This window comes from Vibrio sp. sp1 (assembly GCF_016920955.1).
Classification (GTDB): Bacteria; Pseudomonadota; Gammaproteobacteria; order Enterobacterales; family Vibrionaceae; genus Vibrio; species Vibrio alginolyticus.
The window spans coordinates 600,433-624,558 of record NZ_CP060590.1 but is presented as its reverse complement, the minus strand read 5'-3'; the positions used below and the strand labels follow the sequence as shown (position 1 = coordinate 624,558).

27 protein-coding genes are annotated in these 24,126 nt (G+C 45.6%); 9 read left to right on the top strand and 18 right to left on the bottom strand.

Annotated features, from left to right (window positions below):
• Positions 1-23: 23 nt before the first annotated feature.
• Positions 24-539 (top strand): superoxide dismutase family protein, encoded by a 516-nt coding sequence (locus H9L11_RS18335; protein WP_104976434.1) that lies wholly within the window; start codon positions 24-26, stop codon positions 537-539.
• Positions 540-566: 27 nt separating this feature from the next.
• Here H9L11_RS18335 and H9L11_RS18330 read toward each other — a convergent pair whose 3' ends face one another.
• The 4 genes from H9L11_RS18330 to H9L11_RS18315 form a co-directional block, all read right to left on the bottom strand.
• Positions 567-1,940 (bottom strand): HAMP domain-containing sensor histidine kinase, encoded by a 1,374-nt coding sequence (locus H9L11_RS18330; RefSeq protein ID WP_205391359.1) that lies wholly within the window; start codon positions 1,938-1,940, stop codon positions 567-569.
• 116 nt (positions 1,941-2,056) lie between these two features.
• Positions 2,057-2,788 carry a response regulator transcription factor gene (locus H9L11_RS18325; protein WP_192947989.1) on the bottom strand — a complete coding sequence of 244 codons (732 nt, stop codon included), beginning with the start codon at positions 2,786-2,788 and terminating at the stop codon, positions 2,057-2,059.
• A gap of 146 nt (positions 2,789-2,934) precedes the next feature.
• The gene (locus tag H9L11_RS18320; RefSeq protein WP_205391358.1) at positions 2,935-3,630 is read right to left on the bottom strand and encodes a spondin domain-containing protein; all 696 of its coding nucleotides are present in this window, start codon (positions 3,628-3,630) and stop codon (positions 2,935-2,937) included.
• A 9-nt stretch (positions 3,631-3,639) separates the two neighbouring features.
• Positions 3,640-4,323 (bottom strand): spondin domain-containing protein, encoded by a 684-nt coding sequence (locus H9L11_RS18315; RefSeq protein ID WP_005384002.1) that lies wholly within the window; start codon positions 4,321-4,323, stop codon positions 3,640-3,642.
• A 288-nt stretch (positions 4,324-4,611) separates the two neighbouring features.
• Between H9L11_RS18315 and H9L11_RS18310 the strand changes: the two genes are divergently transcribed.
• The 3 genes from H9L11_RS18310 (at position 4,612) to H9L11_RS18300 (ending at position 6,506) form a co-directional block, all read left to right on the top strand.
• Positions 4,612-5,085, top strand: a complete 474-nt coding sequence (locus tag H9L11_RS18310; RefSeq protein ID WP_158173230.1) for a hypothetical protein — start codon at positions 4,612-4,614, stop codon at positions 5,083-5,085.
• Positions 5,086-5,162: 77 nt separating this feature from the next.
• Positions 5,163-6,092, top strand: a complete 930-nt coding sequence (locus tag H9L11_RS18305) for a LysR family transcriptional regulator (protein WP_104980165.1) — start codon at positions 5,163-5,165, stop codon at positions 6,090-6,092.
• 30 nt (positions 6,093-6,122) lie between these two features.
• Positions 6,123-6,506, top strand: a complete 384-nt coding sequence (locus H9L11_RS18300; protein ID WP_009704980.1) for a VOC family protein — start codon at positions 6,123-6,125, stop codon at positions 6,504-6,506.
• A gap of 50 nt (positions 6,507-6,556) precedes the next feature.
• On the opposite strand, the gene H9L11_RS18295 is transcribed toward H9L11_RS18300, so the two are convergent.
• The 6 genes from H9L11_RS18295 to H9L11_RS18270 all read right to left on the bottom strand — a co-directional run bounded on the left by H9L11_RS18295 (position 6,557) and on the right by H9L11_RS18270 (position 11,578).
• The gene (locus tag H9L11_RS18295; RefSeq protein ID WP_205391357.1) at positions 6,557-7,996 is read right to left on the bottom strand and encodes a PepSY domain-containing protein; all 1,440 of its coding nucleotides are present in this window, start codon (positions 7,994-7,996) and stop codon (positions 6,557-6,559) included.
• 151 nt (positions 7,997-8,147) lie between these two features.
• Positions 8,148-8,507 carry a hypothetical protein gene (locus tag H9L11_RS18290; RefSeq protein WP_080276971.1) on the bottom strand — a complete coding sequence of 120 codons (360 nt, stop codon included), beginning with the start codon at positions 8,505-8,507 and terminating at the stop codon, positions 8,148-8,150.
• A 219-nt stretch (positions 8,508-8,726) separates the two neighbouring features.
• Positions 8,727-9,116, bottom strand: a complete 390-nt coding sequence (locus tag H9L11_RS18285) for a cytochrome b562 (protein WP_005375067.1) — start codon at positions 9,114-9,116, stop codon at positions 8,727-8,729.
• A 156-nt stretch (positions 9,117-9,272) separates the two neighbouring features.
• Positions 9,273-10,025 carry a phosphatase gene (locus H9L11_RS18280; RefSeq protein ID WP_033906857.1) on the bottom strand — a complete coding sequence of 251 codons (753 nt, stop codon included), beginning with the start codon at positions 10,023-10,025 and terminating at the stop codon, positions 9,273-9,275.
• An 83-nt stretch (positions 10,026-10,108) separates the two neighbouring features.
• Positions 10,109-10,555, bottom strand: a complete 447-nt coding sequence (locus H9L11_RS18275; protein WP_005375065.1) for an SRPBCC domain-containing protein — start codon at positions 10,553-10,555, stop codon at positions 10,109-10,111.
• Between the two features lie 99 nt (positions 10,556-10,654).
• On the bottom strand, positions 10,655-11,578 hold the full coding sequence (locus H9L11_RS18270; protein ID WP_025768592.1) for a DMT family transporter: 924 nt from the start codon (positions 11,576-11,578) through the stop codon (positions 10,655-10,657).
• Positions 11,579-11,706: 128 nt separating this feature from the next.
• Here H9L11_RS18270 and H9L11_RS18265 point away from each other — a divergent pair, with 128 nt between their 5' ends.
• A complete protein-coding gene (locus tag H9L11_RS18265; RefSeq protein ID WP_033906699.1) occupies positions 11,707-12,600 on the top strand; it encodes a LysR substrate-binding domain-containing protein in 894 nt (297 codons plus the stop codon).
• A 73-nt stretch (positions 12,601-12,673) separates the two neighbouring features.
• Positions 12,674-13,732 (top strand): serine protease, encoded by a 1,059-nt coding sequence (locus H9L11_RS18260; protein ID WP_025768593.1) that lies wholly within the window; start codon positions 12,674-12,676, stop codon positions 13,730-13,732.
• 16 nt (positions 13,733-13,748) lie between these two features.
• On the opposite strand, the gene fliJ is transcribed toward H9L11_RS18260, so the two are convergent.
• From fliJ to H9L11_RS18220, 8 genes are read right to left on the bottom strand one after another with little or no spacing between them, the layout of a single operon-like run.
• On the bottom strand, positions 13,749-14,189 hold the full coding sequence (gene fliJ, locus H9L11_RS18255) for a flagellar export protein FliJ (RefSeq protein ID WP_005384016.1): 441 nt from the start codon (positions 14,187-14,189) through the stop codon (positions 13,749-13,751).
• A 24-nt stretch (positions 14,190-14,213) separates the two neighbouring features.
• Positions 14,214-15,560: a flagellar protein export ATPase FliI gene (gene fliI, locus H9L11_RS18250; protein ID WP_005375057.1), complete on the bottom strand. Its 1,347-nt coding sequence runs from the start codon at positions 15,558-15,560 to the stop codon at positions 14,214-14,216.
• Positions 15,553-16,308, bottom strand: coding sequence for a flagellar assembly protein FliH (gene fliH / locus H9L11_RS18245; RefSeq protein ID WP_005375050.1), 756 nt, complete (start codon positions 16,306-16,308; stop codon positions 15,553-15,555). The genes fliI and fliH overlap by 8 nt, the downstream gene beginning before the upstream one ends.
• Before the next feature lie 4 nt (positions 16,309-16,312).
• Positions 16,313-17,326 carry a flagellar motor switch protein FliG gene (locus H9L11_RS18240; protein WP_005375048.1) on the bottom strand — a complete coding sequence of 338 codons (1,014 nt, stop codon included), beginning with the start codon at positions 17,324-17,326 and terminating at the stop codon, positions 16,313-16,315.
• Positions 17,295-19,046: a flagellar basal-body MS-ring/collar protein FliF gene (fliF, locus tag H9L11_RS18235; protein WP_005384024.1), complete on the bottom strand. Its 1,752-nt coding sequence runs from the start codon at positions 19,044-19,046 to the stop codon at positions 17,295-17,297. Before fliF ends, H9L11_RS18240 begins: the two co-directional genes overlap by 32 nt.
• Before the next feature lie 3 nt (positions 19,047-19,049).
• Entirely contained in the window at positions 19,050-19,406 is a 357-nt protein-coding gene (gene fliE / locus H9L11_RS18230; RefSeq protein ID WP_005375045.1) for a flagellar hook-basal body complex protein FliE, read from the bottom strand.
• Positions 19,407-19,421: 15 nt separating this feature from the next.
• Positions 19,422-20,753 (bottom strand): sigma-54 dependent transcriptional regulator, encoded by a 1,332-nt coding sequence (locus H9L11_RS18225; protein ID WP_017820535.1) that lies wholly within the window; start codon positions 20,751-20,753, stop codon positions 19,422-19,424.
• The gene (locus H9L11_RS18220; protein WP_205391356.1) at positions 20,753-21,772 is read right to left on the bottom strand and encodes an OmpA family protein; all 1,020 of its coding nucleotides are present in this window, start codon (positions 21,770-21,772) and stop codon (positions 20,753-20,755) included. Before H9L11_RS18220 ends, H9L11_RS18225 begins: the two co-directional genes overlap by 1 nt.
• 379 nt (positions 21,773-22,151) lie before the next feature.
• On the opposite strand from H9L11_RS18220, the gene H9L11_RS18215 reads away from it, so the two are divergent.
• Genes H9L11_RS18215 through fliP form a run of 3 tightly spaced genes read left to right on the top strand, consistent with a single transcriptional unit; the run spans position 22,152 to position 24,115 of the window.
• Positions 22,152-22,970 carry a flagellar motor switch protein FliM gene (locus tag H9L11_RS18215; RefSeq protein WP_005375039.1) on the top strand — a complete coding sequence of 273 codons (819 nt, stop codon included), beginning with the start codon at positions 22,152-22,154 and terminating at the stop codon, positions 22,968-22,970.
• Positions 22,967-23,338: a flagellar motor switch protein FliN gene (fliN, locus tag H9L11_RS18210; RefSeq protein ID WP_005375038.1), complete on the top strand. Its 372-nt coding sequence runs from the start codon at positions 22,967-22,969 to the stop codon at positions 23,336-23,338. The genes H9L11_RS18215 and fliN overlap by 4 nt, the downstream gene beginning before the upstream one ends.
• A gap of 18 nt (positions 23,339-23,356) precedes the next feature.
• A complete protein-coding gene (fliP, locus tag H9L11_RS18205; RefSeq protein ID WP_005375037.1) occupies positions 23,357-24,115 on the top strand; it encodes a flagellar type III secretion system pore protein FliP in 759 nt (252 codons plus the stop codon).
• Positions 24,116-24,126: the final 11 nt, after the last annotated feature.

Genomic DNA, 24,126 nt, shown 5'->3' with positions numbered 1-24,126 from the left:
ACACCCTAAAAGAAGGAGGTCCCATGTTAAAAGGATTGCTATGCATTTCAGTTGCATCCGCTCTTGTCGCCGCCCCTAACGTGCTAGCGAAAACGGTAGAAATGACTGCTCTCAACACCAATGAGAGTGCGGGTACCATTGAGATTTCACAAAGTGATTATGGCGTTGTTTTTACGCCTCAATTATCAGGTTTGTCAGCAGGTGTGCACGGTTTCCATGTTCACACTAATCCATCTTGCGATAGCATAGAAAAGGATGACAAAACCGTATTAGGCGGCGCAGCAGGTGGCCATTATGATCCTAACAACACAGGGAAGCATGGCTATCCTTGGACCGATGACAATCATTTAGGCGACTTGCCTCCACTCTATGTGGACATGGACGGCAATGCCAATCAGCCCGTTGTCGCGCCTCGCCTAAAATTATCAGATTTAAAAGGTCGAGCGTTAATGATCCATGCAGGTGGTGACAATCACTCCGATCACCCAAGTAAGCTAGGTGGTGGCGGCGCTCGCGTCGTATGTGGTGTTATTGAATAAACATTAACTTATGTCTCACACTTCTCTTTAGATTGCGAGAAGTGTGAACTTCTGTTGATATTGAGAGGATGTTGCATTGGTCTCAAGGTAGCTGTGGTGAAGCATTAAGATCGATTGGACAATCTTCGTCCCGATCCCCAAAGAACCGCCCTCCGCTTCTTCCTCGATGTGATTGACGAAGGTAAAGTGGATACGCGACTTATCTTCACTCAAATGCGCTTGGCAATGCACTTCTGAACCGATTGGGCTGTGGCGCAATGCATTTTCAAGCAGGTTCAATACCAATCGCTCCAATAGCCCCTTGTCACCCACGGTTTGGATTTCGCTATCGATATCCACTTTCAATACCACTTCTTTACGAGAAAACTGGCTCTGCATCGTTTCAGCACATTCTGCCATCAAAGCGCCCAGATCTACGGGGCGGTACTCGTAGTTTGGCATTGGAGCTTCTTTGCGTGCGGCGTCTAATAGAGAATGCAATTGAGTTGAGAGCTTCTCACAATTTCGGAAAGCGACGTCAATTAAAGGATCGGATTTCGGATGTTGCAAACGCCACGTTTCCAAATAGCCCAGCACGCTCGATAACGGCGTTTTTAAATCATGACTAAGCTGCAACAAGCTTTGACGACGATGAGACGATTGATACTCCAACTGTAAAAATTGCTGCTGAATATGCTTCGCCATCATCTGATAAGAGTGCGCAATCGGTACGAGCTCCGGCACTTGGTGAGTAAAATCAGGTTGCAGGCGGAAATCATGTTCAGCTTGCTGTTGAAGTTGCTTGGTCACACGCTCAATCGGATTCAATAGGCTACGTTTGACCAGTACATAAGCCCCAAGAGCAAAGCCTAAAATGGAGACTAAGACCAATCCTGCCAGCGCGATATAAGGAGTATCGACTTGAGCATTAGCAATGGCGTCATGTCGGGTACTGCCAATCACCACGTAGAGATAACCAACCGTTGAGCCTAATTCCTCTATCGCCGCGACAGAAAAGACTTTGTGCTCACCACGATTACGTGGGTCTTCACCCAAAATAGGAAAAGGCTGGTCATTTAAGAATTGCTTAATGGGATTGAGATCCACCTTCCCCATGATCTCCGCCCCTTCCGGTGCAGCATGGGTGGTGATATTGCCTTGGCTATCAAGGAAGTAGATTTCAAAGTCAGGGCCGATCAGCATGAGCGTGTGAAAAATCGACTTGAGCGCTTTAGGGTTGTAATCCGTCCCGATCATCAGCGGGTTATCATCACGCATGTGGCTGGCTAGCTCTTTATGCAGGCTTTGCTTGGTGCGTAACTCAATGGTTTCTTTTTGCCAATTGTAAGTCAGTGCAATCACCACCGCCGCGAGGCAGAACCACAAGCTAGTAAATACTACCAAGCGAGATTTGAAGCTCATCCTATCGCCTCCTTAAACAGCGGTGTTTTTGCAACACCCGTGATGATTGAAAAATGACGGTGAAAACAACTGCCGACTTACTGTCTTGGCTTGATGTTTTGACTTACTTTCTTGCATTAGAGTCTTGGCTGAAACTTATATCCAACACCCCACACGGTTTGAATGAAGTGATGATCAGAATCAGACAACGACAACTTGCTGCGTAAACGGTTTATGGTACTGCACACCGTATGGTGATAACCAGAATGACTGGTGTTCCAAACGTGATCGAGCAATTCATCTTTACTGTAGACTCTGCCCGGACGAGTCGCGAGAAACTGCAGCAAAGTAAACTCTGTCGCGGTAAGAGTGACGTCTTTGTCGTTTAGGGATACTCGGTGCAACTCCGGAATGATTCTCAGCGGACCAAAATCCATCGCATCGTCGAGGACTTCATTTGCCACCTTTGCTTCTGCGGTTTGGCTGACTCTGCGTAGCACGTTTCGCACTCGTGCTTGGAATTCTAATACGCTAAATGGCTTAGTGATGTAGTCATCAACGCCCGCTTCTAAACCGTCAACCTTGTCCATTTCACCGTCTCTGGCTGTCAACATGAGCACTGGACTCCAATCTTGTTGCTGACGCAAATAATGGCAGATGTCTAGGCCATCACCATCTGGTAAACCTCGGTCAAGGATCAATAAATCAAAGGGTTGTTGCTGATATTGCGCTTTAGCATCGGCGACATTTGTGGCCCGCGACACTTGGTGTCCTTGAAACTTGAGATGCATCTGAACCAGTTCTGCCAAATCATCGTCATCTTCCACCAACAAGATGTTCGCGACTAAATTGATTGCCTGTTGTTCCATGGTCCTTTCCTTGCCTTCGAGTATCCTCACTTTGCACATGACCGGAACAAATTAGAAATTCTTTCAAAAAAGGTTCCGATGACGCCGTGAGGGATAAAGCGCTCGGCTACAAGCGCTTTGGAAAGGAGACGTCATCGGAGCCTGTGTTACTCGACTTGAGTGATGGTGACTTTCGCACCTGGGTTCAAGAAACGATGGTTCGCAGAAAGTGCTGAGTTTACTAATCCATCATCTTGGCTAACAACACCCGCATGGAATGCAACAACGTCATTGCTGTCATTGCGAGCAGCATTGAAGCCCTCACCGCCACCTGCTGGACCCGGAATGGTTGCGGCAAGCTCATCGTTCAGTTCCGTGCCCGAATCCCAAACGTTCATGCTCATTTCGTAGCTTTCACCTACTGCGAGCGATTTGAGCGATAACCCCGTTTCGCCAACAAAGGCATCGTTGGTATTCACGAACATAGACGCCACAGACAAGTAACCGTAACGACTAGGGTCAACCGTGATGGTGACTTCGTCCGATGCGCCAGGCAACACCAATCCATTACCCGAAATACCTTGGTAAACACTGTCATTGCTGTTCATCAATTCAATCAGCTCGGCGTTACTGCCGCCTTCGGCAAGGTGCTCAAGTTCAACAGATGCGGCTTGTCCAATTTCAAACAGTTGGTAGTCACCATTGTGAGTGAGTACCGCGAGCGGAGACATTGGTTGATTCGCAGTCAAGTTCGCCACGTTGACGGTGTAGCGGTACGATTTCACTACGTCATTATCATCATCGCTTGGGCAACCGGCGAGCAAGCCGACTGAAGCTGCAACTAGTAAGATTCTGTATTTCATACATCCCCCTTACTTCACAACGATTGTGATGGTTGCAACTGGGTTTAACCAACGATGGCTGCTGCTGTCTAGGTCACTGATGCCGCCGGTTGGGTCGCTATCACCAAGGTTACCCGGATGCACGTGAACTTTGTCGTTAGTTACCGTTGCTTCAACGCCTGTGCCGCCAGTACCAAAGGTAATGAAAGGTGGGTTTGGCATGCTAGACGCAAGTTCATCGTTCGCTTCTGTACCAGCATCGTAACTTCTTAGCGTTGCTCGGTATGTACCCGCTTCCGTTGGAATCTTCCAACTATCTAGACCGACAAAACCATCATTGGTTGGCAGCAACATTGCGCTTAGAGAAAGATATCCGTGGTCGCCACTGTCCAAGGTGAAGGTGGTTGCAACGCCTGGATTCAAAATGCCACCAGCAGGGTTCTCAACCACCGCACCACCAGCGTTACCAATCACACTAGCAAGCCCAGAGATATCACCGCCTTCTGCCATTGCTTCTAGTTCCGGAGTCGCTGCTTGACCTGTTCTGAACATTTGAAGGTCAGAGCCATGTGCAGCAACAATAAGCGGCGTAAAGTAGATGCCTTTAGTTGCGTTTGTCACGGTGATTTCCAATTCCGCCGCATTCACTGATGCAGAGCCTAATGCCATAGCGACTGAAGTCATGACGAGTCCGAGTTGGGTACGTTTTTTCATTGTGATTCCATCCTTTAATGAGGGTTGAACTACCCAAGCCCATCTGTACGGCTTTACTTCTTTGTTCGTGACTTGAGTAGGTTAAGCATTACGTTTCGAACGTTTTGCGTTCTTGCCTCTAAGAATGACGAGCAAATCTATCAGCAACTTCATCGAATTCTCATAAAATTCTCACAAGTTCTGTTCGAATCCTGTCAGCAGCACTTTTTTACTCTTAATCAGGTGTTTACACGTCGCGCTTTCCCCTCCTACAATGCGATATTCCCTGTTTAAATCACGATTCTCACCATGATTCATAACGTTCTGTCTGCCTACTATGGCGAAATCTACGGCATCGCTTTTTTCAACCACTACTTGAGCCATTACGCCCAAAGTGAACAACAAACGCTGTGGCAAACCTTGATTGAAGTGGAAGAACTCACCGCAGAAAAGCTCAAACCTGTACTGCTGACAAATGGCATGGATATCGAAAGTCGATACCAAGAGATGCTAGATAAAGGCTTGGCAGATGCAACCAAGTGGATTGTTTTACCATGGCAAGAGTTGGTGGCGACTCTTCTGAAGTGGGTGGAGCCTTATGAGGTCAAGTATCGAGAGTGGCATGAAGAAGTGAACGCTTCACAACAGTATTCAATCGCTGAGCGAGAAGCTATCGAGTTAATTGCAGACCATGAAACGGCCATTTATCACTGTTGGCAGCAATACCATACTGGTGAATCTGGCTTGCCTGCACTCAATGCATTTTTGGCAAAATATCGTTAAAGCGAGACGGTGACACTTGAACCTCGTGAAACCGTACCAGACAATATCGTTATTCCGCTGCGCAGAACTGAACAATTATGGTTAATCCAAAACTCATTGCCCTACTTCCTGATCTTGCTTCGTTTATCTTAGTGGTAAACGAAGGCAGTTTTACCGCTGCAGCCAAACAACTCGGCGTGACGCCATCGGCTTTAAGTAAGTTGATCACACGATTAGAGCAAGCCCTCTCGGTCAAACTGTTTGAGCGCACGACTCGTAAGTTGATCATCACTCAAGCTGGGCAAAAGGTTTACGACCAAAGCATCGCAATGGTGAATGCCGCGCAGCAAGCCGTTGAGCTATCTGCGGAAGATCATGCTGAGCCAACAGGCGCACTCACAGTAGCAGCCCCTGAAGCATTTCTTAATTCGGTGCTTCAACCGTTTGTATTGCCATTCCTAGAACGTTATCCAAATATTCAGCTTAAGCTGCGTGCAGCAGATGGTGAGATCGATCTGTTCCGCCAAGGCATTGATGTCGCGTTTAAGCTCACCGACAAACCCGATGAGAATCTGGTACTCAAAGAGATCAGCAAGACCAATCTCGTTTTATGTGCCTCTCCAGATTACCTTACCAAACGCGGTATGCCTGAGCATCCCACTGAGCTTGAGCAGCACGACTGTATTTACCTCGCCGAGAATGACAAAGACAACATCTGGTCGTTCTTTAAAGAGGAAGCCTTTCATTCGATTGCAGTAAGTGGACGCTACGCCGTCAACCACTCTCAAATGCGCTTGAACGGGGTTAAGTCTGGCTTGGGAATTGGGATCTTCCATGACTTCGTGATCAAAGACGCGTTAGAGCAAGGAGAAGTGGTGGAGGTATTACCGGATTGGATGATCAAGAGTAACTACCACGGCGCTATCGCGATGCAGTATGCACAAACCAAATACATGCCTGCTCGTCTGCGCGTGTTTATCGACTTCGTTAAGGAGCATTTAGTCTCCGAGGACACTAACCATGCTTGAGGATACGAGCCATGTTTGAAGAGGCTAACCATGTTTAATGCCATTCATCACGTCGCGATCATTTGCAGCGACTACCCAAGGTCAAAACGCTTTTACACTGAAGTGTTGGGATTAAAAGTCATTGCTGAAAACTATCGTGAAGCCAGAGACTCCTACAAGCTTGACCTCGCTTTACCTGACGGCAGCCAAGTGGAACTGTTTAGCTTTCCGGGCGCACCAGAGAGACCGAGCTTTCCTGAAGCACAAGGGCTACGACATCTCGCGTTTTTGGTAGATGATGTTGAACAGGTGAAAGCCTACCTAGAATCGAATGACGTTGAAGTTGAGCCAATTCGTATTGACGAATTCACAGGCAAAGCCTTTACCTTCTTCCAAGATCCAGATGGCTTGCCACTGGAGATTTACCAGAAATAAAAAGAGCCAGCACGTCGCTGGCTCTTTTACTATTCCATTCTTTGTCTTTACTAATTCAACGCCGTTTTCAGCTTCTCGACGCGGTTAAACAACAGCCAATCCAGTGCGAGAACCGTAACAATTGCCAAACCACCCATCGGGAACGCCAAGCACAATATCACCAACGTTACTAAGCCAAGCTTCCAAATACCGTCTTGCTGAAACTTAGGTGGCGCGCCCAATGCAGCACTGCGACTTGGTCTACGAATCCACCACATCACCACACCTGTAATTGAGATTAAGATGAACGCCAAACAGAACACCACGTTGAGCACTTTGTTAAGCACACTGACATCACCTTGATGCAATGACACACCTGCCGCCATGAACTTGGCAAATAGGCTGTAATCTTGCCACGTTACATCCACCAACAAGCGACCGGAATATTGGTCAAAGTGGCTGGTGCGATCTTGTCTTGGGTCGGAAATGTCGCCGCCCATAGAGTTAGCTGCAACGGTGTAAACGCCCGTCTCAGAGCGCGGCAAAAACAACTTATAACCAGTGAAGCCCAACATTTCAGCCTTGAGGATGATATCATCAATGGAGAGCGCATCATGGCTGCCTGCGTATGCCATCTCTTCCTTCATGTTGGCATAATCATGAGCGGGCTTATCTTTCGATTCAGGCACAGCAGCAAGCTCTAAGTTCCATGGCATCTCTTCTGAAGCACCATGGTTAAGATCTTTGTGTGTCAGTGTGGATTCCGGTTTCTCACCCCATGTGTAATAGGTTGGGAAGGTATTCCAAGCTTGTACCATTTTCGCACCCCAGATCCCTGCCCACGACAATCCTGAAATCAAAAAGAACAACAGTACAATCGACAGCACGCCACCTAAATTCGCATGCAGGTCACGCATCAAAATTCGAGGGCCATTGTTAAGGCGAATTTTCAAAAAGCCGGCGCGACTTGCGTTGTCTCTAGGTAACCAAAGGTACAAACCAGATACCAACAGCAAAATCCCCAGACTTGCGGCGATTTCAATTAAACGGTCGCCTAGGTCGCCAATGAGCAGCGTACCGTGAATACTATTCATCAGTTCATAGATGCTATCACCACGATTAATGGTGCCTTGTACGTCTCCTGTGTAAGGATTTACTGCAACAATCAGCGAGCTGCCTTCTTGGTTTTGAATCGAGAATCGGTTGGCGATATCGGCCGTTTTAGCAGGTACAAATTGAGCGACATTAAAATCGGGATACGCCTGCTTTACGGTTTCCAATTGTGCAGAGACAGGAATCATGTGCTCTTGTGGTGAAACTTGTAATGTCGCTTCGTATCGAGCCAGTTCGATTTCATCATCAAACAACATCACCAACCCCGTTAGGGAAAGCATGAGCATAAATGGAATGACGAACAAACCTGCGTAAAAGTGCCATCGCCACGTCATAAAGTAGATGGATTTTGCGCGTGAGGCTTCCTTGAGTTGAGGCTTTGCCGAGTTTCTCAACATGTGTATTTTCCTTTTTTCATTGTTGAACACCCAAATTCAGCCAAACGCATCCTGCACATACACATTCGTATGCGGCGTTATTTGACTTAGATTTGGGAGTACCACTGCTCGAAGTGGCAGTGTTATGTGACTTTACTTGTTATTGTTTTCGTTATGAGAAAAGAGAAACTGGCGGCGCTCTAGGAACTGGTGTTTCAAATCGCACACTTAGAGCCAAATAAGCGTAGCTGTCAGAAGTCACCAAGCTCTGTCTTGAAAGTATCGGTGTCGTTGGAAGTGTATCGTGATGAAAAGTCGAGAAGTGGCTAAACGGACAAGGCTTGCCTTTGTGGCTGACCGAATTGTCGCCCTCTTCTATTTGAACCAACTCAAAACCGTTAAGCGTACATAGCGTCGCCCACACGCCCATGCTGTTACCATGAGCATTGATAACAGGCATCAGCGTCACTAGCACCCAACTGAGAGCACTAGCAAATAACATCGAGCGGTAAAAGGGAATTAATCTACGCATAACGGTGACTTAACAAATTTCACACAGCGTAACCAATTTTGAGTGATAGCTCAAAAAACAGTATCAATAAGTGGTTGCTACCTCACAGGTTTTCTTGAATGCATCGATTGACAGGCGCAAAAAAGCCCGCCGAAATGGCAGGCTGATAATGTGTTCATTCATTACTTAGAGATAACGCGTAATCCACTGCCACGAGCAAATGCTCCGCTCAGTAGATAATTAGCCGAACAACTTGCTCCAAATGCTTGGATTGCGCTTGTCGTGGTACTCTTCACGAAGGCTATCGATTTCACGCAGTTGGTCTTTTGCTTCTTGTAGCTTGCCCGCATCAAGATCCGCTTCAATCTTATCTAGCGTTACCGTCAGCTTGTTAAAGCCTTCTAAGTAAGTATCAAACTTCTCTGGTGGGTAATTACCACGCTTAGATTGTTCAACAATCGCTTGCAAGCTATCAATCGCAGATTTCATGGTTTCGACATCAGATGCTTCTGCCGCCTGTTTGAATTCCATCTTCATCTGTTTCATGTTTTGTTTTAAATCAACCGCTTCTGCCATTGCGTATGTTGAGCCAAACGCAATAGCACACCCTAGGACTAAAGGACGTAACATTTTTCACTTCTCCATTTATAGTGCCGAATTCTGTGTCGGCTTTATTCACCCAAATAACCTACGCCATAAAAGGCGAAAAACTAGCTTAGTTGAGTATTTCCGGGTCGCAGTGTAAAGCAATCTGGCGTCGGGTGCATACCTTAAATGTAATCAAGTTTATGCGTTGAGAATGCTGTCATATTCTGCAATTGGTTTACGGCCTCTCAAAGCTAAGAAAGACAAAAACTGCTGAGCGGTGTGAGTAATCACTTTCTTGCTATCAATACCCACTTTGTCCATTAACTCTCCAACCAACTCCAGATTACCAACATCGTGACAGAAGTGCGCGTCACTGCCCGTGGTGAAGAAAACACCGAGATCTTTCCCGATTTGTGCAATCTCGTGGCAACGGTCTACGCTGCCTACTCGGCTGTTGCCTTTCAGCGTGGTGTTATTAATTTCAATCGCGACATTGTGCTCTTTCGCGCACGCTAAAACGGTCTGAAAATCAAAGTCGAAATTTGGATTACCAAGATGACCGAGCGCATCAATACGACCACTCTGAATGACATTAACAAGTGCTTCCGTGTGAGTTTGCTTGTTTGCTGGACGAAAAACGGGTTCATGAAAACTCGCGATCACCCAATCTAAGTTGCGGTCCACACTCAGTGGAATATCAATGTCGCCTTCGGTATTCATAATGTTAGATTCAACGCCGCGAATAATCGCAACGCCTTCAAGAAAACGAGGCAGAATTTTCTGGTTAGAGAAGAACCAGTAATGAGGCGCACCCGGCATTGATTCTGCGTGATCGGTCGTGCAGAACATATCCAGCCCGTTCTCTTTTGCCAACTTTGCATTTTCAATCAAGGTACTGTACGCGTGACCACTGGCGTACGTATGTGTATGGGTATCAACTTTAAATTCCATCATCCACTCTCTTAGGTGCGCTATCTTGCGTGCTATTGTATACCTTCAGGTAACGCATCGTCAGCCCAAGATAAGCAAGAACCCTAAGCTTGCTCTTCACTAATGGCTTTTATCAAGGGTAAAGCTTTTTCCCATCCGTGATTAAACATGGAAACAAAGTCATTGTGAGTATGAATGGTAACATTGAGTAGTAAACGATCGTTGTTGGTATCGATCTGGTAGATCTCTCGCGATCCGATCCACCTAGATGCTAGGTCAGCATCGAGTTGTTGACGATTATCCGGATTAAAAATGGCAACATGATGAAATTCAAGCTTTTGAAGGGGTAGCACCGTATCTATGATCGCCCTTGTCCCGCCCATATCTGGATCAAAAAAAGTGATGCCACCTCCTTCTTCCCAAGCTCCTTCAAATTGAGACTGCGGTGAAAAGGCTTGTGCCCAACGTTTATACAACTCAACATCGGTTAGCACTTCCCACACTCGTTGCGGTGTCGCCGAAATTTCGACGTAATAATTTAGCGTAAGCATGATTTCTCTCCCTGAACCTTTCTTGACGCTAGCCCATACTCAGGAAAAATCAAACCACACGACCAATTTATCTACCTGCCCCCTTCATTTTCCGACAGACTAAGAAGTTCTCGCTTGTAAACCACCACTGCGATGCGCCGTAAAACGAACCCAACATGTGTTCAGTATGATTGCGAGCACTATTAAACTCATCCCAACAATTTGACTTTGACTCATTCGGTCTTCAAAAAACAGGCTCTGCCAAACCGCAGTGAACAATAAGTTAGTAAAAATGAGTGGTGCAAGTTGAGAGCCACTGCTTGCCAGTTTATATGCTTTGGAGCGAAAAACTTGGGTGTTAATGATCATCAGAGACATCATACCGATCCACAGCGTATTTGAAGAAATCTCAGGCGCCATAACACTCATATTAAGTAACACGTCGAAGTCGTTAAACAAAGTTAGCGGCAACAGAAATACGGCAGCAAAACCAAACGCCCAAAAGTTGATTTCTAGCGGCGACATATTTGTTTTACTCACTTTATATAACGTAAGCTGAGAACCAGAATTGAAGAGTCCACCAGCCAAGCCGAGCAATAAATCCGCTCGCCATGTGATCTCACTTCCACCGCCCGCCAACATAACCACACCAGTGAACGCCATTGCTAAAGCCGCCAATGTTGAAACACGAATGCGCCCCCTCATGAACAGCTTTTCAACCAAGGGAATAAATAATGGGCCAGTAGCAAACAAAACGACCCCCTCAACGAGCGTTAACGTTTGTAATGACGCGATAAAGCAAAGTTGTGACAAACCGATACAAAGAGCACGCAATAAAATAGGCTTTAGCGTGCCCGCTTTAGGAAAGGTAAGGTTTTTCACACGAAGTAAGATAAGCAAGATAAGCGCAGGCACCAAAAAACGTAAGAAGCTAAATAGTGTGACGGAAAGTTCGCCTGACAACTGCTTTGCTAACAGTCCAGTAACAGATAAGCTTAACGTAGACATCAACATGAAAAGGATAGATTTATTTACAGCATTCATTCAATACTCCTTAATATATGGAGCATTTTAAAAGACATCACTTATCGTAAATAGCGAGTAATATTAACCATTGATGTAAGAAAAACTTACAGTTTAACTTATCTATCACCAGCTACGGTTTTTAAATTATGCGGAAACTAGTCCCCTTAAAGTCCATCTACGCATTTGTTGCAGTAGCTGAGTCTGGCAGCATGACAGAAGCAGCACAGATATTAAGTGTGAGCCACTCAGCCGTAAGTCAGGCAATTAAATCGCTGGAGAGTCAAGTCAACAAGCCTCTATTTGATCGCATAGGCAGACAAGTTCAACTCAACGCGGACGGTAAAAAGTATTACAGGAAGGTGGCACCCGCTTTAGAGCAAATTGTCGATGCAACGGAAGCACTCATCCAAGATCAGAACTTGCAGCGTGTTACGCTCAATATGGTGAATTCATTGGCTCTTCACTGGTGGATTCCTCGAATGTCAGATTTACAAGGGTTTGCTCCTCAATTAGACGTTCGTTTATCAAACCTGTCTGGCAGATTCAATTTAGAACAAGAAGGTATCGACGCGGCCTTGGTGCATGGAAATCCCGAAGAATGGCAGGATTACTACTGCGAAAAGCTTAGTGAAGATGAACTGGTTTTGGTGTGCAGTCCTGAATTGATAGCGAAGACCAAGGACTCAAACATCACTCAACTCTTAAAGCAGTATCCCATCATTGAAGTTACTAACGAACGAAGAAAAAATGACTGGAACGTGTGGCTGGACGCGACGGGTATCCAGCGACCTAAAAATAAAAAACCAATCACTTTTAACATGTCGATACAAGCCGTCCAGGCCACAACTCGTCGTTTGGGGTTATTGGTCACTCATCGCTTGTTTGTGAAGGATGACATCAAATATGGTCAGCTAATCGAGCTGGGTGAACCCGTCATTAATCCTCATCAACAGCTTTACTTTGTATGCCCGCCACACAAGCTAAAGCTTGAATCGTTTCATCTGTTGCGATCTTGGCTACAACAATCATTCAACTATTAGAAACTTTTGTTAAGCACATTCACTGAAAAACTAGTATAAAGTTAGAAGAGCACTTTTCATCCAAGGATGGTTTATGAAGCAGTATCAAATATGGCTAAGCGCACTCTGTTTTGCAGTATCTTTGAGTACGACCGCTGAAGTAGAAAATGATAACCGCCTTTCAGAACAAGGGATCTCCACGGCAATTATTGGGGGTCAGCAGGCTACCCAAAACCAACTTCCTTTTTTTGCACGTCTTATTCTACATAAAACTGGCGCGAATCAGTTTGCCAATATTTGTGGGGGAACCATTGTAAACGACCGCTTCATTTTAACTGCGGCTCACTGCGTAGAACCAAGCGTTTTTACTGACGGCTGGACAATCAACGACCTACGAGTGCTAGTCAAAAACCCTACGATGAATGACGTGTTTGTTGAAGAATTCAAAGATGTTCGCTCTATCACGATTCATCCTGATTATGTGCCTAGCGATTTATGGATTAATGACATCGCTGTCCTTGAATTGACTAGACCTATCACCGATAACGTCCAATCCATCACTTTACCGCAAGACTTTGGAGACTACAGCAGCAAGTCAGTTTATCAGATATTCGGTTTAGGTCAGACCTCAACCAATGATGAAAGCCCCCCTAACTATTTACGCTGGGCAGAAGTAAAACCCCTTACCGACACCCAATGCGCTTCGTTGGTAACAGGGTTTAACGCTCAGGAAAGTTTATGTGCGAATGGATTTCCTGAACGAAGCTACACTGGCATCTGTCGTGGTGACTCAGGCGGTCCTCTCACCTATCAAGACAATAATGGCATGTATCAGCAAATTGGCATTGTGAGCTACGGTTCTTCAGTTTGCGAATCCGCTGCGATTCCAAGTGTGTTTACCGAGATTTTGAACTATGCAACATGGATTGAGACCCAAACCAGCTCAGGTGTAAAAACCAGTTATAACGCCCTCTTAGCAAGTTCGGAAGATTATCATAGCGAAGGGGACTCTGGCTTTGAGCCTGTCGATACCAACACATCTGGCTTTGGTAACAACGGCAGCAGTGGCGGCGGTGCTCTCGGATCAGGGTTGATCATGCTTGGAGGCTGGTTTGGTTGGCTAAGACACCGCAGAAATTATTCGCGCTCCTAGTAGCGTCAACAAGACATCATAATATCTTGCGCTTAACGCGAGAGTTAATGATGTCTTCAATCATCTTTTGCTCTTTTTTCGCTTTTTCATAGTTCTGCTTAGTACGCCAACGTTCAAGCACTTTTTCTAACCCTTGAACGCGTGCGTGCTTGTGTTCTAGCGTTTTCTGTACAGATGCACATTCCGCTTGCATAACGGCTTGCTCTTGCTCGTGGTGACGAAGCATTCTTTGTAGCATTTGGTCAACACGATTAAAGTTCATCAAAGCCGCGCTCGTCAGCGTCGGGCCGGTTCGGGTTGATTGTCCAGCGTGGCCTTTCAACGCCGACAACTGTTCCAATTGCATTGAAAGATGGGAGTGACGCTGACGCATGGCATCAAGTTGTTGACCCACACGGTCACGCTGTTTTTCTTCCATTTGCTGTAACTTGCCTACGGCTTTTAACTTGGATTTCATTTCAGCCTTGTCACTCCCATTTGATTAAGCACTTTGAAAAAGCTGCGCGAGCTCGGTCAAACTGGTTGGGTAATCTACAGACTCGTTGGCAGCTTGTTGTAGATATGCACGCAAATTTGGATACATAGCAACAGATTGATCTAACTCAGGATCTTGTCCTGGTTGATAACCCCCTAATGGCAGTAACTCTTTAACCTGAAGGTAGTTGGAGTACATTTGACGGAAGTTATTCGCAATCGTGCTGTGTGCGTCCTGCGTACAAGTATTCATACAACGGCTAATAGACGCGTTGATATCTATCGCGGGATAATGCCCTTGCTCAGCCAGTTGACGCGATAAAACGACATGCCCATCTAAGATGGCGCGCGCGGAATCCACGACAGGATCTTGTTGGTCGTCCCCTTCTGCCAATACGGTATAAATTGCCGTTAAGCTACCATGTTGATTTTCACTGTTACCCGCTCGCTCTAGGAGTTGAGGTAACACGCTGAAGACTGAGGGCGGATAACCACGAGAAGCTGGAGGCTCACCGAGCGAAAGAGCGATTTCGCGCTGTGCCATGGCGTATCGGGTTAGAGAGTCCATAAGAAGTAGAACGTCTTTGCCTTGGTCTCGGAAATACTCTGAAACGCGATGACAAAGTAGTGTCGCTCTTAACCTCATTAGCGGGGATTCATCAGCAGGAGCCGCGATAATGATCGCTTTCTTGCGCGCTTCTGGGGTTAAGTTTCTCTCGATAAACTCACGTACTTCTCTGCCTCGCTCACCGATAAGCCCGACCACAATTACATCGGCCTCCGTGTTTTTGGTGATCATCCCCATTAACACACTTTTACCGACGCCACTGCCAGCCATCAAACCAATACGTTGGCCTTTGCCTACCGTCAATAGTCCATTAATCGCTCGCACGCCTACGTTGAGTGGCGTATCAACTGGGCGTCGCTTCAGTGGGTTAATCGGTTTTGGTTCAAGTGAAACTCGATCACCCCCCTTAAGCGGTGCCCCGTCATCTAACGGCTCACCTAAACCATTCAGTACGCGTCCTAACCACTGAGAGCTTAGCTGCACGGTACTGTCACCATCAAGAGGGATGACTTTTGCACCTGCAAACAGACCGCCTAAACGGCGGATAGGCATGAGGTAAGCAATAGTGTGTTCAAAGCCCACAACTTGCGCTTCGATCATATCGCCTTCCGCGGTTTCTACGAGACAACGCTGCTCAAGCTTAAACCGACACCCTACGGCTTGTAACATTAAGCCGTTTACTTTTATCAATCGCCCTGTTACGCGAGCAACAGGGATTGAATCGAGCGAAGCCAAGGCTTCGCTCAAACGCTCACTTAATAGTTCATGGCTTAGGGTATTACTCATGCTCAGACTCTACCTGTGGAATACTGACTTCATCCAAAAGGTGTTGCTTTACATTGTCCATACAGGCTTCCAAACGAGAGTCGCAGCTCGCATCCGCTTCTGCGTCATCAGTCACTAACTGACAGCCACCAATAGGAAGCTCCGTATTAGGGACCAGTTTCCAAGATTGCGGCAAATCAGCATTGATGTGAGTAATGCGCTCTAAATCTTGCGGATTTAAATGCACAGTTACTGTTTCCGCTTTACCAGGCATGGCAGATAATGTCTCGTCCACCAAAGCTAGGATCTGCTGAGGCATTAAAGTGAGCTCGGCACGAATCACTTGCTGAGCTACCTTTTGTACCAGTTCACAAATCATATGGCGTTGTTGCTGTTCTTTTTCATCTTGCCAACGAGAAAGGGCGTGAAAAAGTTCATTGACAGGCTTCGCCGCCTCCAAAAAGCCTTGCTTTCCAGACTGCTCACCGGAAACAAAGCCTTTTTGGAAACCTTCTTTTTGGCCTTCCAACAGACCTTGTTGCTTGCCCTGTTCGATACCTTGGCGTAAGCCTTCCTCATGTCCTTGTTGCAAACCTTGTTGAAAACCTTCTTCAAGTTGCTGTTGGATATCTATTTGAGGTTCTTGCCAGCCTTGGTTATCTAGCCCGAATTCGTCTTCGATAGTCTTAGGTTGCGCTAAAGGCGGAAAACGGTGTAAACGATACCCGCTCGGAGGCAATCGCATAGTACTTGATTTTGTCTCTAGCATGACCTTACTCCACCGTTGGCTCTTCATAGAGAAGCAGCTGAACTTCACCAGATTCATCCAGCTCACGTACCATTTGCATGATGTCTTGACGTGCTTTTTGAACTCGACTTAACGCAACAGCGCCGCGTGCGTCCATGTCATCTTCTAGCGCTTTCACCATACGTTGCGGCATTGAACGCTTAATAGCTTGTTGTAAGGTAATATCGGAACCTTTTAGCGCGACTGCCCACAACTCTAGCGGAATCTGCTGCACCAACATGTCCATGGTTTCTTCGCGTTGTCGGCCAAGAACCATAAAGTCGAACATGTTTTCTTCGATTGCATTAACAACATCTTCATCATGCAACTTCAGCATTTCCATCAATGAACCACGGTCACCTTCAAAGCGGTTAATGATATCTGCTGCTTGCTTAACACCTGATAACGGCGTGCTTTGACTCGCGGATACTTTTTCGATGCAACGCTCAACGAGTTCATGCAAATCAACGGCAACTTGATGATCGATATCTTGCAATTGAGCAATACGGAACAAAATTTCGTCATGGTAATCTTGTGGCAAGTGCTTCAATACCGCTGAAGAGCTGTCCGCTGGCAAATACGCTAGAAAAATTGCTTGCATTTGTGGGTGCTCGTTCACAATGAAACGAGCGAGAGTTTCTGCTTCCACCCACTGTAAGCGCTGCATATTGTTGCGAATTTCATCGCCATATAACGTATTCAATAACCCTTTTGCCAAATCGTTACCCAACGCTTTACGCAATGTATTAGATAGGTATTCCTTAGAGGCTCCTCGAATACCGCTGTGCTCACGGAAATCTTCAAAGAAAGTTTGAATAACACCACGAGCAGAATCGCTCTTAATGCCATTTAACTTCGCCATTGCACGAGTCACACGCTGGGTTTCATCACGGCTAAAGTGTTGCAAAACCTTCGCTGCGGCATCCTCGCCCATGCCTAATAGCACGAGCGCGGTTTGTTCAACATAACTAAGCGTCTGCTTTGATAGAACTGTGTTCATTGATGTTTACCCATTGTTTCAGTATTTCGGCTACGCGCTCTGGCTCTTCATTAGCAATAAGCTGTAGGTGTTTCAATTGAATTTCTAATGGCGAACCTGCTGGTGGTAGCATGTCGCTGTTTACATCTAAACCTGAAGAGGCTGAGATGCCTTTTTCAGATAGGCGGCGATCAAGTACTTCTTCATGCTCGCGCTCTTCACGCGTTTGCAAGTTTTCGTAGTCAGGCTCTTCCTGAGGCTCAGCAAAATTTAGCTCAGGCACAGGTTTATCAACGCCAGTTAGGTGCATGATTAATGGACGCAGTACGAAGAAGATCATCGCCAAGCCTAACAAGCCACCAATAACGTAGCGTATTGGCTGCTGTACTGTAGGGTCTTGCCACCACGGCAGTGCAGGAGGAGCATCAATTTCAATTGGGGTGAAGTTGAAACTCATTAAACTTAAGCTGTCACCTCGTGTGGCAGAGATACCAACAGCATCCATGATCATGTTTGAGATTTGCTCTTTATCGGCTTCACTCCACGCCACACCATCTGGCGAAGCTTTGGAGTTCAACAGAACCGAGACACTAAGCTTTTCTATTTGGCCTTGTTGGTATTGAGTACGACGAACACTACTACCTACAGCATATTGACGATTCACTTCAGATCGCGCATTCGTGTTTTGGCTATCGTTCGTTTCCACTTCACCAGATCCTGTCACTGGCGGTTGGTTACTTAGAGAACCAGGAACACCCAACGCAATTTGATCAACCGAGTTGTTATGAATGGTGTGCTCATTACGCACAACCGGCGCGTTATCCAAAATTTCTTGTGTTTCTTCAACTTGGCTAAAGTCCAGATCGGCAGCGACTTGTACGCGGAAGTTACTCGGCCCCACAATCGGCGTAAGCATATCTGCTGCGCGTTGGATGATCTGTTTTTCAACACTCTTCTGGTATTCAAGATATTTCGCGTTTACTTTGCCGGCTTCCGCAGAAGCGACATCCGCACTAAGAAGACGGCCATACTGGTCAATGACAGAAACAAATTCTGGCTTCATTGCCGTGACACTGCCGACCACTAGGTTAATGATCGCTTCAACTTGTTCGGGCTTTAAGTCTTCACCAGGTTTGAGCTCAAGCATGACAGATGCTGAAGGATTCTCACTGTTTTGGCGGACGAATAGAGTTTGACGAGGTATTGCTAAATGAACACGCGCGTTCGCTACTGAGTTCAAAGACATGATAGTACGTACTAACTCACCTTCTAAACCATGACGATAACGCGCTGTTTCCATAAATTGGCTCGTACCAAGAGAGCTATCTTCCTTGAGCGAATCCAAACCTGTCGGCAGCTTAGCTTTAACACCTTTTGATGCAAGCAACATGCGCACCTTCGCAACCTCACCTTCTGGTACAAGAACTTGTCCATTTTGCTCTTGCATGCGGTAGCTTACGCCTTCGCTTTCTAATACCGACACAATTTCGCCGATATCAAAACGCTCTTGCTGGCTATAGAGCGGACGAAAGCTCTGCGAGGAACTCCATAGTGCAACCACAATAATCGCTGCAACAATCGCAGCTAACACCGCAGATAGCACTAAGTTTCTCTGACTGCTAGACCAGATTTGCTTCAGCTTCGTTGTCACATCGTCCATGCCGTTGGCAGTAGAAAATGTCTGTGCTGTGCCGGTAGCCATAGCTGTGTTTCCGGCGACTTGGGGGGTTAGTTCTGACATGAATTACACCGGCATCTTCATAATATCTTCAAATGAGGTCACGACTTTGTTGCGCACTTGCATCAAAGCATTAAAGGACAAGCTGGCTTTTTGGCTCGCGACCATTGCACCAACTAGGTCATCACTTTTTCCTGTTTCTACGGCCGTCATTTTTTGACTAGCCACTGATTGATGTTGATTCACTGTATCCAACACATTTGTCATCGCTTGTGAGAACGATAAAGGTGCGTTTAGTGATTGTTGATCTAAAGGATTTGCACTCACGATAAACTCTGGCGGCTGCACTTGTGCCTGCATCGCCTGCATTTTTGACAACATAAGTTGCTCTGCCGAGACCGCATGAGTAGGTTGACTTGCCATCTATTTTTTCTCCTATTAGGCAGCCGAGCCTAGTGCCGACTGTAAATCAATACCATGTTCTCGCATTGCTGCGAGCTTGTAGCGTAGCGCTCGAGTAGAGACTCCAAGCGCGTTTGCGGTTTTCGTTCGGTTTCCACCAAACTGACGTAACTTTTCCAAAATAAACTGATATTCAGCTTGCTTCTTCGCTTCTACATGACCAAAACTTGCAGTTGGCTCTGCTGTAGGAACTGACGCGACAAGCTCAATAGGCAGCATCAGGTCATGGGCTGTAATGTAATCACCATGACGCATGACCAAAGCGCGTTGAATGACATTTTCCAACTCACGAATATTGCCCGGCCAGTGATACTGACTCAGCGCACTAATCGCATCTTGGGATAGGTGACAGCGGCTGCTATCTTGATACTTTTCAATAAAGAATTGGCTAATTGGTAGAATGTCCTCTTTTCTTTCACGCAAAGGCGGCCAGTGCAGAGGCAGCACATCTAATCGATAATAAAGATCTTCACGGAACGTGCCTTTTTGAACTTCCTCACGTAAGTCTTTGTTGGTTGCCGCAATAACACGAATATCGAGCTGAACGGCTTTATGGCTACCAACACGTTCTACTTCACGCTCTTGAAGGACGCGTAACAATTTCGCTTGAACCGCAGGTGACATTTCACCAATCTCGTCAAGCAGAATCGTCCCGCCATTTGCTTCTTCAAACTTACCGCTTTGAGAATTTGTCGCTCCGGTGAACGCGCCTTTTACATGACCGAATAGCACAGCCTCTAACATTGACTCTGGAATGGCGGCGCAATTAACCGCCACAAATGGACCATTGATACGCGGAGAGTGCTCATGCACATATCGCGCCAGCACTTCTTTACCCGTTCCCGATTCACCTGTAATAAGCACACTCGCGTTAGTACATGCTGCACGATGCGCCAATTGCAGAACTTGTTTGCTTCTCCAAGACTCCGCAACAATGTTGGCCATTGGCTTACCTAACGCTTCAACACGTTTAAGCAGATTAACCAACTGATTAGATTCAAATGGGCGTAATAGATAATCAGTAGCGCCCGCTTTCATCGTCTCAGCAGCCAAGATGCCTTGTTCTTGATCGACAATCGCAATAACAACACCCGAATTTCGCTGCTTTTGGTGACACGCGACAAACTCACGAACACACATATCCGGCAGCGTAGAGCTCACTAAAGTGATTTCTGCTCGCTCTTCAAGCAAAGCGCCTCGACCAGTACGAGTGTGTTTCGCGGTGTAACCTGCATTTTGCAACACATCCAATACTGGTTGAGCAAGAGCTTCATTTGGCTCAACCAACAAAATTTTCGTTTTCGTCATCATTGAACCTTAACTTTCGTTTGTTGATTTTGTGATTGTAGATCTGGGTGGTGTTTCGCAGCCGTATACTCGTTGTCCCTCACTAAACGCAGGGTGACACGTCGGTTTTTTGCTTGGCCATTAACCGAGTTATTGCTGGCAATTGGGTAACGTGAACCATGAGCTCGTGTTTCGATCATCGACTCGTCGACCCCAAGCTCAATCAAAGCGTTGGTGACTTGCTCTGCTCGAGTACGTGACACAGAAAGGTTCGTTAAACTTGAACCAACGTTATCGGTGTGACCGTCGATGAGGATTTTGGTCACTCGATCATCCACAGATACATAGCTATACAGCGCTTCTAGTGTTGCTTTCTGTCCACGACTTAACGTCTTCTGACCAAACTCAAATGAGAGCGCCATATCCCTTGCCTCTGAAAAAGACAATTTAGGCAATCGCGCGCGACACGCATTAAATGATTTCAATGCGTTTTGAATTTGAAGAGTAGGAATCACAATCTCTGAAACAGAGGAAGCATTACTTCCTTTAAGTGACAGCGTCACCCAACTACCCGAAGCAATTGAATCCATGAATTCTTCAGCGCCTTTATTAAAGATGAAACGCTGAGACGGCTTAGTAAATTCAAGGGAGCCAAATTCTTTTCTATAAAGCTCATCACTCCAAGGAGCATTTTGAGTTGTTAAAGCAATCGTTTTCCATTTATTGTTTTCATATTCTATATCGGAAATAAAATAGAATTTATTATTAGGTTCCGCTAGGAAATAAAACTTCCCATAGTCATTATTTAATTGCAACAAGTTGCATTTGAATTTATTTCCCTCATATGTCCATTTAGAGAGGTCCATAGGGATTGTTAAGACTTCTTCTGAATATGACACTTTTGAAAAAATAAAACTGATAACAATAATTGTGTTACAAATTATCAAACGGACATGATTCATGTATATCTTACATTCCCATGACTTAAACCGTTTAATTAAATATGCCACCAAGCCGAGAGAACTGGCATAGCTAATCATTTTAATTACCTATTCTGAATATTAAAATTGGTTACAAAACGCTCAAGAGAGCACGCTTAGCCTCCAACGGAAGCTTTAAGCATAAAAAACAGTATCTTATAATTTATTTATTTGAAGTTGTTGTTACGCCATAAAGGCAATTTAAAAAATCTATAACAACTAAAACGCTCAACATTGTTATTTTATTTATTAAGCGATTTATAAAGAAAACTAACTCTTTTTAAATTTCATTAAAAGATTATGACTATATGAACAAAGCAACATGTGAACTAAAGTCACAATCTTAGAGTTTGGAGCTAAAAGATCATTAAAATTTCTGTGTAGACTACACGCCATTAAGTTAAAACACTTTCGATTGTTAACGCACGGTAAAATATAAATGGAAAATAGAGTTAGCGAGCCTATTTCTGATAGTCAACTACTTGATGTAGAATTATTAGGCAAACCTATTCATATCATTCGTGAGAAGCTCGATAATTTAATTTCAGAATCTTGCTCAAACCTTACGACTGAATTACAAAATTGGCTCAGCACAGGAAAAGTGGAAGCTAGCTTAACCTCAGTAGACTTGCACCGCTTTACATCGGTTGAGATGGACAAAGAGCAAACGTCGACCTATCAACATCAGGAAGGCGGCATGGTATTCATCCATGGTAACCCTCACACGCTCATAAAGTTGGCTGATAGATTTTATGGTGCAAGTGCAGAGCGCTCAGCCGCTACTCTGACGGCCAGTGACTTACGTTTACAAGAGCGCATCAGTCGAATCATCATCGGTTGGCTTGCTCCTGGTGAAATGTGGGACACGGGTGAGTATGAGACCCCTAGAGGTATTGGCATTAACGTTCAATTAAACATTGCGTTTGACGATCATCAAGGCTCAATTCATCTCAAGCTAGATGGTCATCTTATTCAAACGCTAATCGAGCAGCTTGAACTGCAGCCTGATACCGATTTGTTTCAACCTTTCTGTCGTTCTTTAGAGACGACCCCCGTTCGACTGAACGTTGTTCTAAGTAAAAAGAAGATGCCTTTAAGTGATGTGGTTGGCTTACAACCCAACGATATTTTACCTATTGAGCTTCTTAACACGGTTCCAGTAAGCATTGGCAACCAATCTCTATTTACAGGTCGTATTGCCGAGCAAGACGGCCAACTTGTTTTGATCTTTAACCCTGATAAGGAACCGCAGCGATGAGCGAAGCGCTAGAAACTAATGCATTCGACGCAGAAGAACTGAACTTTGATGATTTTCAATTAGAAGACTTTGAAGCCGAAGATACGCTCCAACAAGAACCAGCCACTGCGGAACGTGACCTTAGCTTTTTCAAAAGCATTCCTGTCACAGTCACGCTGGAAGTTGCGAGTAAGGAGATCCCACTTGGGGACTTAATGAAAGCGGGTGAAGGCACGGTTATCGAGTTGGAAAAGCTCAATGGCGAGCCTTTAGACGTGAAAGTAAACGGTTCTCTTATGGGCCACGCTGAAGTTGTCGTTGTCAATGATAAGTATGGACTTCGTCTGATCGATGTACATGACTCTGCATTGAGTGGCGTTGGTCAATAATCTTAGGTAGGCATCACAATGAAAAATCTGAGCGCTTGGCACCGTTGGTTACCTCTTTTGGTATTGGTGTCACTTTTGTTTGCTTTCCCAACAATGGCGGCTGACAACGGCTTAACTATCTTGTCCGTTTCTGATGGCGACACACAACAAGAATACAGCGTTAAACTGCAAATTCTGTTGTTGATGACGGCGCTCAGTTTTCTTCCAGCATTTATTTTGATGGCGACGAGCTTTACTCGAATTGTCGTTGTCCTTGCGATTTTGCGCCAAGCTCTTGGTCTTCAACAAAGCCCACCTAACAGAGTGTTGGTCGGGATCGCTCTCGCATTGACCTTGCTGATTATGCGCCCTGTCTGGAGCGATATTTATGAAAATGCGTTTCAGCCATACGACAACGGCGAAATCACGCTAATACAGGCTTTTTCTGTTGCAGAGAAACCAGTGAGAGAGTTCATGTTGGCACAGACGCACCAAAGTTCTCTTGAACAAATGTTACGTATTGCCAATGAGCCTCTCGACCAAAACGTTGAGGATATTTCATTTGCCGTTGTCTTGCCTGCATTTGTCATTAGTGAACTGAAAACCGCCTTCCAAATTGGTTTTATGCTTTTCATCCCGTTTTTGGTCATCGACTTGGTTGTCGCCAGTGTCCTGATGGCAATGGGTATGATGATGCTATCACCTTTGATTGTCTCACTTCCCTTTAAGTTGGTGGTATTTGTACTCGTGGATGGTTGGGCAATGACAGTTGGCACCTTATCTGCCAGCTTCGGTTAACTAGGAGCAGT

Excerpts from the sequence above, each read along its gene's own strand:
- H9L11_RS18335 (WP_104976434.1), top strand. The coding sequence starts at position 24 with ATGTTAAAAGGATTGCTATGCATTTCAGTTGCATCCGCTCTTGTCGCC.
- H9L11_RS18290 (WP_080276971.1), bottom strand. The coding sequence starts at position 8,507 with ATGCGTAGATTAATTCCCTTTTACCGCTCGATGTTATTTGCTAGTGCT.
- H9L11_RS18220 (WP_205391356.1), bottom strand. The coding sequence starts at position 21,772 with ATGATTAGCTATGCCAGTTCTCTCGGCTTGGTGGCATATTTAATTAAA.
- H9L11_RS18320 (WP_205391358.1), bottom strand. The coding sequence starts at position 3,630 with ATGAAATACAGAATCTTACTAGTTGCAGCTTCAGTCGGCTTGCTCGCC.
- fliJ (WP_005384016.1), bottom strand. The coding sequence starts at position 14,189 with ATGAAATCCAAGTTAAAAGCCGTAGGCAAGTTACAGCAAATGGAAGAA.
- fliE (WP_005375045.1), bottom strand. The coding sequence starts at position 19,406 with ATGGCAAGTCAACCTACTCATGCGGTCTCGGCAGAGCAACTTATGTTG.
- H9L11_RS18315 (WP_005384002.1), bottom strand. The coding sequence starts at position 4,323 with ATGAAAAAACGTACCCAACTCGGACTCGTCATGACTTCAGTCGCTATG.
- H9L11_RS18225 (WP_017820535.1), bottom strand. The coding sequence starts at position 20,753 with ATGACGAAAACGAAAATTTTGTTGGTTGAGCCAAATGAAGCTCTTGCT.
- H9L11_RS18270 (WP_025768592.1), bottom strand. The coding sequence starts at position 11,578 with ATGAATGCTGTAAATAAATCTATCCTTTTCATGTTGATGTCTACGTTA.
- fliP (WP_005375037.1), top strand. The coding sequence starts at position 23,357 with ATGAAAAATCTGAGCGCTTGGCACCGTTGGTTACCTCTTTTGGTATTG.
- fliI (WP_005375057.1), bottom strand. The coding sequence starts at position 15,560 with ATGAGTAATACCCTAAGCCATGAACTATTAAGTGAGCGTTTGAGCGAA.
- H9L11_RS18260 (WP_025768593.1), top strand. The coding sequence starts at position 12,674 with ATGAAGCAGTATCAAATATGGCTAAGCGCACTCTGTTTTGCAGTATCT.
- H9L11_RS18310 (WP_158173230.1), top strand. The coding sequence starts at position 4,612 with ATGATTCATAACGTTCTGTCTGCCTACTATGGCGAAATCTACGGCATC.
- H9L11_RS18300 (WP_009704980.1), top strand. The coding sequence starts at position 6,123 with ATGTTTAATGCCATTCATCACGTCGCGATCATTTGCAGCGACTACCCA.
- H9L11_RS18280 (WP_033906857.1), bottom strand. The coding sequence starts at position 10,025 with ATGGAATTTAAAGTTGATACCCATACACATACGTACGCCAGTGGTCAC.
- H9L11_RS18325 (WP_192947989.1), bottom strand. The coding sequence starts at position 2,788 with ATGGAACAACAGGCAATCAATTTAGTCGCGAACATCTTGTTGGTGGAA.
- H9L11_RS18330 (WP_205391359.1), bottom strand. The coding sequence starts at position 1,940 with ATGAGCTTCAAATCTCGCTTGGTAGTATTTACTAGCTTGTGGTTCTGC.
- H9L11_RS18265 (WP_033906699.1), top strand. The coding sequence starts at position 11,707 with ATGCGGAAACTAGTCCCCTTAAAGTCCATCTACGCATTTGTTGCAGTA.
- fliH (WP_005375050.1), bottom strand. The coding sequence starts at position 16,308 with ATGCTAGAGACAAAATCAAGTACTATGCGATTGCCTCCGAGCGGGTAT.
- fliN (WP_005375038.1), top strand. The coding sequence starts at position 22,967 with ATGAGCGAAGCGCTAGAAACTAATGCATTCGACGCAGAAGAACTGAAC.
- fliF (WP_005384024.1), bottom strand. The coding sequence starts at position 19,046 with ATGTCAGAACTAACCCCCCAAGTCGCCGGAAACACAGCTATGGCTACC.
- H9L11_RS18240 (WP_005375048.1), bottom strand. The coding sequence starts at position 17,326 with ATGAACACAGTTCTATCAAAGCAGACGCTTAGTTATGTTGAACAAACC.
- H9L11_RS18305 (WP_104980165.1), top strand. The coding sequence starts at position 5,163 with ATGGTTAATCCAAAACTCATTGCCCTACTTCCTGATCTTGCTTCGTTT.
- H9L11_RS18215 (WP_005375039.1), top strand. The coding sequence starts at position 22,152 with ATGGAAAATAGAGTTAGCGAGCCTATTTCTGATAGTCAACTACTTGAT.
- H9L11_RS18295 (WP_205391357.1), bottom strand. The coding sequence starts at position 7,996 with ATGTTGAGAAACTCGGCAAAGCCTCAACTCAAGGAAGCCTCACGCGCA.
- H9L11_RS18285 (WP_005375067.1), bottom strand. The coding sequence starts at position 9,116 with ATGTTACGTCCTTTAGTCCTAGGGTGTGCTATTGCGTTTGGCTCAACA.
- H9L11_RS18275 (WP_005375065.1), bottom strand. The coding sequence starts at position 10,555 with ATGCTTACGCTAAATTATTACGTCGAAATTTCGGCGACACCGCAACGA.